The sequence below is a fragment of the Mesorhizobium sp. M4A.F.Ca.ET.090.04.2.1 genome, from assembly GCF_003999085.1.
In the GTDB taxonomy this organism is placed as follows: domain Bacteria; phylum Pseudomonadota; class Alphaproteobacteria; order Rhizobiales; family Rhizobiaceae; genus Mesorhizobium.
Map to the genome: position 1 here is coordinate 1 of NZ_RZOT01000427.1, position 5,421 is coordinate 5,421.

Consider the following 5,421-nt stretch of genomic DNA (forward strand, 5'->3'; position numbering starts at 1 on the left):
GGTGAGCTGGGGGCCGCTCGCCGCGGCAGCACTCGTGGTGACGCTACCGGTGCTGGTGCTGACCCTGTTCGCGCAAAGGCAGATCGTCGCCGGGCTGACCGCCGGCGCGGTCAAGGGCGGCTGAGGCCGGTCCGACATTACACGTTTGTGGAGACATGAAATGGCATCGGTGACCATCAACAACGTGCAGAAGGCTTTTGGGACCGCCAAGATCATCCACGATGTCAGCGTCGACATCGCCGATGGCGAGTTCGTCATCCTGGTCGGGCCGTCGGGCTGCGGGAAGTCGACGCTGCTGCGCATGATCGCGGGGCTGGAGACGATCTCGGCTGGCAAGATCGCCATCGGCGAGCGGGTCGTCAACGAGCTCAGGGCGCGCGACCGCAACATCGCCATGGTGTTCCAGAACTACGCGCTCTATCCGCATATGACGGTGGCCGACAATATGGGCTTCGCGCTGAAGATCAAAAGAGCCGATCCGGCCGACACGGCAAGCCGGGTCAAGCGGGCGGCAAGCATACTCGGCCTGGAAAAGCTGCTCGACCGCTATCCGCGCCAGCTTTCCGGCGGCCAGCGCCAGCGCGTCGCCATGGGCCGCGCCATCGTGCGCGACCCGCAGGTGTTCCTGTTCGACGAGCCGCTCTCCAACCTAGACGCCAAGCTGCGCGTGCAGATGCGGGGCGAGATCAAGGCGCTGCACCAGCGGCTGGGCACCACCACCATCTATGTCACGCACGATCAGATCGAGGCCATGACCATGGCCGACAAGATCGTCGTGCTGCATGACGGGCTGGTCGAGCAGATCGGCGCGCCGCTCGACCTATACGTCGTCCGGCCAATCTGTTCGTCGCCGGTTTCATCGGCTCACCGTCGATGAACTTCATCCGCGGCCGCATCGAGGAAGGCGTGTTCCGCAGCACCAGCGGGCTGACGCTGCCGCTGCCGGACGACATCCACCCGGCACGGGTCCCGGACTGCGAGCTCGTCTACGGCGTCCGTCCTGAACATATCCGTGCACGCAGCGAGGGCATTGCCGGCACCGTGACGCTTTTGGAAGCGACAGGTTCGGAGATCTTCGCCACGGTGGATTGCGCCGGCGAGGAAATCTCCTGCCTGTTCCGCGAGCGGCTCGCGCTGAAGCAGGGCCAGGCGGTGCATATCGAGGCCGACCGCGCCTGCGCCCATCTGTTCGAGGCGAGCACTGGCCGGCGCATCTGAACGGCTCGCGTCGACACCGCCGGGGTGGGTCGTCGTGCCAGCTTGCCGGCGCGCCCGGGTGGTGCTTAGGTGCGCCGTCAATGGGCGGGATGTGCCGTGGATCAGCGATGTGAATCGTCGGGGAAGAACTCCGTTCGGACAATTGTAACCGTTCGATGAGGCCGGCCGCCGATTTCCCAGCAGGGCACCGTCTTGTCCTGGCCGTGGCGCGGCTGCTGATCACGCTTCGTCACCCGATGCTTGTGGCGCGGTTTGCGAGGAAGATGGGCTACTGGCCCAATCCCGCCGCGCCCGAGCGTTATAATGAATGCATGCTCTGGCGAAGGCTGATCGACCACAATCCGCTGTTCGTCACGCTGTCGGACAAGCTCGCCGCGAAGGACTATGTCCACGCCGTCTGCCCGGAGCTGGAAGTGCCGAAGACGTTGTGGCGCGGCCGCGATCCCGACGACATCCCGTCGGCGTTGCTCGACGACGCGGTGGTGGTCAAAGCCAACCATGGCTGCGACATGAACATTTTCGTCTCGGGCGGCCAGCCGGATCGCGCCTCCATCGTACGTCAGCTAAGGCTGTGGCTGGGCAAGCGGCAGGGTCGTCGCAACAGCGAATGGGCCTACTGGCGGATCGTGCCGGAGGTGTTCGTCGAGGAGATGCTGCCGCTCGCCGGCGGCGAGATCGCCACCGAGATCAAGGTCCAGGTCTGCAGCGGCGTCGTCTGCCATGTCAGGGCCGAGGACAAGAAGGCGCTCAAGTCGCGACTGTTTGATCCTGACGGCAACCCTTTGGCGGGGCGCGACATCGACTATCCGCGCGAGGATCAGGCGCTGCCCGTCACCGCCCGCCTCGTCGAATTGACTAGGCAAGCTGCCCTGATTGCGCCGCGCATCGCCGGCGATCTCGATTATGTCCGCGTCGATTTCCTGGTCACGCGCGAGCGGCTGTACGCCGGCGAGATCACTGTCTATTCGGCCGGCGGTTATGCAACCTGGAGCAATCCAGCCATCATGGCGGACATCGAGCGGCGCTGGCGGCTCGACCAATCGGACTATCTGCGCAAGCAGCATAGCGGGCTTGCCCGGCTCTACGCCGGTGCGCTGCGCTCAAAATGCCTCCGGGCCCACGGCAGTCCGAAGCCTGTTCCCGTTGCCGAAATCCACCCGCGCCTGGGCATGCCGGACCCGCGCGAGCCCTGAGCGTCCGGCCTGGCGGCCTGTGCAGGTCATCTTGGACCGCAATGCTGCACAGGCACCGACTTCTCACCGTGGCAAATCGAGATGCGGGTTTGTTTTCTCATTCGAAGACGGACGGGAGAAAGTCCGTTCGCTTTGGACATTTCGCTCAAGGGCTGCGCCCGGATCGTACTTGGCGGTTCAGGCCGCATACCTCTGAACCACGCCCGGCTGCCTTGACCACTGGGCATACCAGCTGTCGAACAGCTTGAGCTGTGCCTCGGCATAGCCGCGCTGGCTGTCGGTCAAGGCATCCGTCTCGTTGAAGTGCAGCCGGTATTCGGGATTACCCTTCAGCACCATCATGTGCTTGAAATAGAGCACCAGGTCCGGACCCTCGTCGAAGGAGGAGAGAACAGCGAGCGCGGCGTCCAGTTCCTGCGCGCGCTGGCGGGCTTCGGCGTCGCCCTTGGCGGCGGCCTGGCTGAGCCCGACGAGGTGCAGGACCTCCTTTGGCAAGACATTGCCGATGCCGGTGATCGCGCCGGACGCGCCGCAATTGACGAAGCCGTGGAAGACGGCGGTGTCGACGCCGATCATCAGCGCCACCTCATCGTCGCGGCTGGTGATGTTTTCGGCCGCATAGCGCAGATCCGACGGTCCGCCGAACTCCTTGAAGCCGACGAGGTTGGGATGTTCGGCGCGCAGCGCGAAGAACAGATCGGCGCGCGTGGCGAAGCCGTAATAGGGGCTGTTGTATATGACCGCGGGCAATTCGGGCGCGGCCGCGAGGACTGCCTTGAAATGGTGGCGCTGCGCGGTGACCGAAGGTCCGCGCGACAAGACGCGCGGGATCACCATCAGGCCTCGGGCGCCGACCTTCTGTGCATGGGCGGCATGCGCCACGGCGCTGGCGGTATTGACCGCGCCGGTTCCGACGATCACCGGCACGCCGGCCTTCACCAGGCGCTCGACCCCCTCCATGCGCTGCGCGTCAGTCAGCAGCGGCCAATCGCCCATCGAGCCGCAATAGACGACGGCCGACATGCCGGCGGCAATCAGCTCCCGCCCCTTGCGAACGAGCGCCTCGAAGTCGGGCTGGCGGTCTTCCGTGCACGGGGTCATCAGAGCCGGCATGCAGCCGGAAAAGACATTGGCGGTCATTCGGGTTCTCCCTTGAGGCTGGCGAACGGGCCGGCTGCCCATTCTGTCCCGGCGCCGGTCGTCTGTCACGGCTTCTTATCCTCTTATCGAGCAATCGCCACAGCTGGGCGGCGCCGGCCGGCGGCACCAAGCCGCTGTTCGACCCCATCGCCTTCGCGTGGCCGGGAGCGGATAATCATCCTTATGGACGATTTTTTTCAACGATCATTCGCCGTTTCGGTATCTTCTTGCGAGGTGGTTTGCTTTGATGGCCACGGAGGCGTGCGAGATGCCGGGACCGATATCGAACCATCGTGGAATGGCAGCGGTCCTGCTCTTGGCAATCTGCCGGTGCCGATTCCCGAAGGTTGAAGAGCAGGGACATGGCGCGGGATGATTTTGCGAATGATTGCATACATCGCGCGCCACAAGTGCGTAGCCTCGTCGCACTAGAGAACAGCCTTACAGGGAGCAACAATGCGCACCAAAGCCTCTATTCGTGTCGTCGGTTGTCATGCTGAAGGGGAGGTCGGCGACGTCATCGTGGGCGGCGTGCTGCCGCCGGCGGGCCGCACGATGATGGACAAGATGATCACGATGGAGCGCGATCACGACCATATCAGGCGCATGCTGATCTGCGAGCCGCGCGGCAGCGTCGCGCGGCACGTCAACCTGCTCGTTCCCTCGACGCGCAAGGATTGCGCAGCAGGCGCCATCATCATGGAGCCGACGGAATATCCGCCGATGTCCGGTTCCAACACCATATGCATCGCCACGGTGCTGCTCGAGACCGGCATGGTGCCGATGCAGGAGCCAGAGACCCGCTTCAAGCTCGACATGCCGGGCGGCGTCATCGAGGTGCGCGCCGAATGCCGCGACGGCAAATGCGTCTCGATCACCTTCCGCAACGCGCCTGCCTTTGTCGACCGCCTCGACGCCGGCATCGAGGTGGAAGGGCTCGGCACTCTTAAGGTCGATATCGCCTATGGCGGCATGTTCTACGCCATCGTCGATGCCACGGCGCTCGGCTTCTCGGTCGCCCCGGACGAGGCGCGCGAACTGGCCGTGGCCGGCGAGAAAATCCGACGGGCCGCGCGCGAACAGCTCGATGTCATCCATCCGGAATTCGACCATGTGCGCGGCGTCTCGATCGTGCAGTTCGCCATGCCGTTCCAAGGGCCGGGCAATGTCACGCGCAACACCTGCATCGTCTCGCCGGGACGCTCCGACCGCAGCCCGACGGGGACCGGCACGTCGGCCCGTATGGCGGTGTTGCAGGCCAGAGGCCTGATGGGCGTGGGCGACGTGCTCACCCATGAATCGATCATCGGCTCCCGCTTCACAGGCAGGATCGTGGACCTGACGGAAATCGGCGGGCGCAAGGCGATCGTCCCGGAGATCACCGGCCGGGCCTGGATCACCGGCGAGCATGCCTATTATCTCGATCCGACGGACCCGTACCCGGAGGGCTATGTGCTGTCGGATACCTGGGGCACTTCCACCTCGATGAAGCAATAGCCGCCCGGCCGCGAGCCAGAGCTGGACACCGCACCGCCACAAAGGCTGGCCGAAACCGAACGGACGATGCCTATACCCTGGTGAAAATCGATATCTATCCCTGCCGCCGTGCCAATCGGCGGCGGTCTCGCCAAACCATTGAAAAGCATGGTGATCCCGACAGGAATCGAACCTGTGACCTACAGATTAGGAATCTGCCGCTCTATCCTACTGAGCTACGGGACCACGCGGCCCGACACATAGCCGCTTCGGACCGGTTCGCCAAGAGGCGGACTGAAAGCAAAATCAGTCCGCCGTTTCGCAAAACTCACACTTGCCCCGACTTCTGCGCATGCCCGGCTACGGTCCGCGGAGGATCCACGTCCTTGCCGGG

At 64.5% G+C, this 5,421-nt stretch carries 3 protein-coding genes, 1 tRNA gene and 2 pseudogenes; 4 read left to right on the forward strand and 2 right to left on the reverse strand.

Annotated features, from left to right (window positions below; all coding sequences use genetic code 11):
* The 3 genes and pseudogenes from EN781_RS35515 to EN781_RS24685 form a co-directional block, all read left to right on the forward strand.
* Positions 1-124, forward strand: a pseudogene (locus tag EN781_RS35515) (carbohydrate ABC transporter permease); the annotation flags it as partial.
* Between the two features lie 36 nt (positions 125-160).
* Positions 161-1,218, forward strand: a pseudogene (gene ugpC / locus EN781_RS24680) (sn-glycerol-3-phosphate ABC transporter ATP-binding protein UgpC).
* 155 nt (positions 1,219-1,373) lie between these two features.
* Positions 1,374-2,411: an ATP-grasp fold amidoligase family protein gene (locus EN781_RS24685; protein ID WP_126058039.1), complete on the forward strand. Its 1,038-nt coding sequence runs from the start codon at positions 1,374-1,376 to the stop codon at positions 2,409-2,411.
* A gap of 177 nt (positions 2,412-2,588) precedes the next feature.
* Here the strand turns inward: EN781_RS24685 and EN781_RS24690 are convergent, their stop codons facing one another.
* Complete coding sequence (locus EN781_RS24690) at positions 2,589-3,551, reverse strand: dihydrodipicolinate synthase family protein (protein ID WP_126058040.1); 963 nt, start codon at positions 3,549-3,551, stop codon at positions 2,589-2,591.
* 456 nt (positions 3,552-4,007) lie between these two features.
* On the opposite strand from EN781_RS24690, the gene EN781_RS24695 reads away from it, so the two are divergent.
* Entirely contained in the window at positions 4,008-5,048 is a 1,041-nt protein-coding gene (locus EN781_RS24695; protein WP_126058041.1) for a proline racemase family protein, read from the forward strand.
* A gap of 148 nt (positions 5,049-5,196) precedes the next feature.
* On the opposite strand, the gene EN781_RS24700 is transcribed toward EN781_RS24695, so the two are convergent.
* Positions 5,197-5,273: transfer RNA gene (locus tag EN781_RS24700), tRNA-Arg, on the reverse strand.
* Positions 5,274-5,421 lie beyond the last annotated feature (148 nt).